This is a genomic window from Brevibacterium sp. S22 (genome assembly GCF_004745485.1).
Classification (GTDB): Bacteria; Actinomycetota; Actinomycetes; order Actinomycetales; family Brevibacteriaceae; genus Brevibacterium.
Genome location: NZ_RHFG01000053.1, coordinates 1 through 2341 on the forward strand (window position 1 = coordinate 1; position 2341 = coordinate 2341).

Consider the following 2341-nt stretch of genomic DNA (forward strand, 5'->3'; position numbering starts at 1 on the left):
AAGGTGGAGTCACGATCACGGGATGGAGAGGCCAACACCTACTCTGCCAGCCAGTCCCAGACCAGCCACTGTCAATACTCACAGCGCAAGGTTGCACAGCCGCCGTCAGGTAGCAAATTGGGGTCAGTTCTGTTGGGCGGCGCGTTGGGCGATGCGACCGCCGGCGAGGACCATCTCGATTTGACGGGGCGAAAGGCCATGGCGGAATTCGAACTTCCGTCCGGCCGCCTCGGCGGTGATGGTCGCCCCCTCACCGAGCTCATCGCGCAGACCGCGAAACTCGAGTACATCACCCTGGGACAGTGCCTCATAGTCGGCTTCGTCCGTGAACTCAAGGGCGAGGACGCCGAAGTTCGCGAGGTTCTGCCAGTGGATGCGCGCCAACGACTTCGCCACCACCACGCGGAGGCCGAGGTAGCGGGGAGCGATGACCGCGTGCTCACGTGAGGACCCCTGACCGTAGTTCTCCCCGCCGACGATCGCATGACCGCCGTCGCGCTCTGCCGCCCGCGCAGCGTAGGTGTCGTCGACCTGGATGTAGACGAACTCGGCGATCTTCGGGATGTTCGATCGGTACGGCAGGACGCGGGAACCGGCGGGCATGATCTCGTCGGTGGACACGTTGTCGCCGACCTTGAGCAGAACTTCCAAGTCGATGTCGTCGGGCAGCGGGTCGAAGCTCGGCAGGGTCGAGATGTTCGCCCCCTTGACGAGCTCTACCGTCCGCGCCTCCTCGGGTTCGAGCGGCGGGACGAGCATCTTCCGGTTCGCGGAGAACTTCTCCGGCAACCGGACCTGCGGATAGTCCATGTCGAGGTCCCTGGGGTCGGTGATCTTCCCGGTCAGAGCAGCCGCCGCCGCGGTCTCCGGCGAGCACAGCCATACGGAGTCCTCATCGGTGCCGGAGCGACCGGGGAAGTTTCGCGGCATGGTGCGCAGACTGTTGCGCCCGACCGCCGGCGCCTGGCCCATGCCGATGCAGCCCATGCAGCCGGACTGGTGGATCCTGGCCCCGGAGCCCACCAGCGAACTCAGCCACCCGCCGGAGATGAGATCGGCGAGGACCTCACGGGAGGTGGGGTTGATGTCGAGTGAGATCTGCGGATGGATCTGGCGGTCGGCTAGTGTCTCGGCGACGACGGCGAAATCCCGCAGACCCGGGTTCGCCGAGGACCCGACGACGACTTGGAACACATCGTCACCGGCGACTTCACGTACCGGAGTGACATTGCCCGGGGAGGAGGGTGCGGCGATGAGCGGTTCGAGCTGGGAGAGGTCGATGCTGTCGGTGAGATCGTATTCGGCACCCTCGTCGGCTTCGAGGCGGGTGAAGTCCGCGCTGCGATCAACGGCTTCGAGGTAGTCGCGGACGGCGTCGTCGGCGGGGAAGACTGTGGCGGTGGCTCCGAGTTCGGCGCCCATGTTCGCGATCACGTGACGATCCATGGCGGTGAGGTTCTTCAGCCCGTCGCCGTGGTATTCGATGATCTTGCCTGCTCCGCCCTTGACGCCGTGGCGGCGCAGCATCTCAAGGACGACATCCTTGGCCGAGACCCAATCGGGCAAGGTGCCAGTGAGTTCGACGCCCATGATCTGCGGCGCGCTGATGAACAGGGGCTCGCCGGCCATGGCCATGGCGATCTCGAGGCCGCCGACTCCGATGGCGAGCATCCCCAGAGCACCGGCGGCGCAGGTGTGCGAGTCCGAACCGATGAGAGTCGCCCCGGGTTTGCCGAACCGCGATTGGTGGACGGGGTGGGAGACGCCGTTGCCCGCGGGCGAGAACCACAGGCCGAAGCGCTGTGCGGCCGAGCGGAGGAACTCGTGGTCCTCCGGGTTCTTCTCATCGGTCTGCAGCAGATTGTGATCGACGTACTGCACAGACAGATCCGTACGGATCCTGTCGAGTCCGAGCGCCTCGAGCTCGAGCATGACCAGGGTGCCCGTCGCATCCTGGGTGAGTGTCTGGTCGATCCGGATCCCGAGTTCGTTTCCGGGAGCGAGCTCCCCGGACTCGAGATGCGATCGGATGAGCTTCTGAGCAACGTTCTCAGCCATTGTCCGCCTCCTTCGGCAGTCAGGGATCCACCGAAACCACACGGCTTCGAGTGGTCAATCCACGCTAGTCCTCGACTCGAGGGTTCTCAAGCGCCGTCATCTCCCACGACCGGGAACGCGCGCCCCAGAACTACCTGACGGGGGCTCAGCAACCCCGCGTGGACTGGTCCCGGAAAGTTGGACTGCTTGGGTCAGCATAGTTGATAGACATGCTCACCATCCTTGGCGGTCTTGGTCCGATACTCCATCGGGGCAAGACCGCCAAGTCGTGATGAGGATCGTT

The 2341-nt window shown here is 64.8% G+C and carries 1 protein-coding gene; it reads right to left on the reverse strand.

Features of this window, described 5'->3' with window-relative positions:
- Window positions 1-123 precede the first annotated feature (123 nt).
- The gene (locus EB835_RS20065) at window positions 124-2058 is read right to left on the reverse strand and encodes an aconitate hydratase (protein ID WP_135811180.1); all 1935 of its coding nucleotides are present in this window, start codon (window positions 2056-2058) and stop codon (window positions 124-126) included.
- Window positions 2059-2341: the final 283 nt, after the last annotated feature.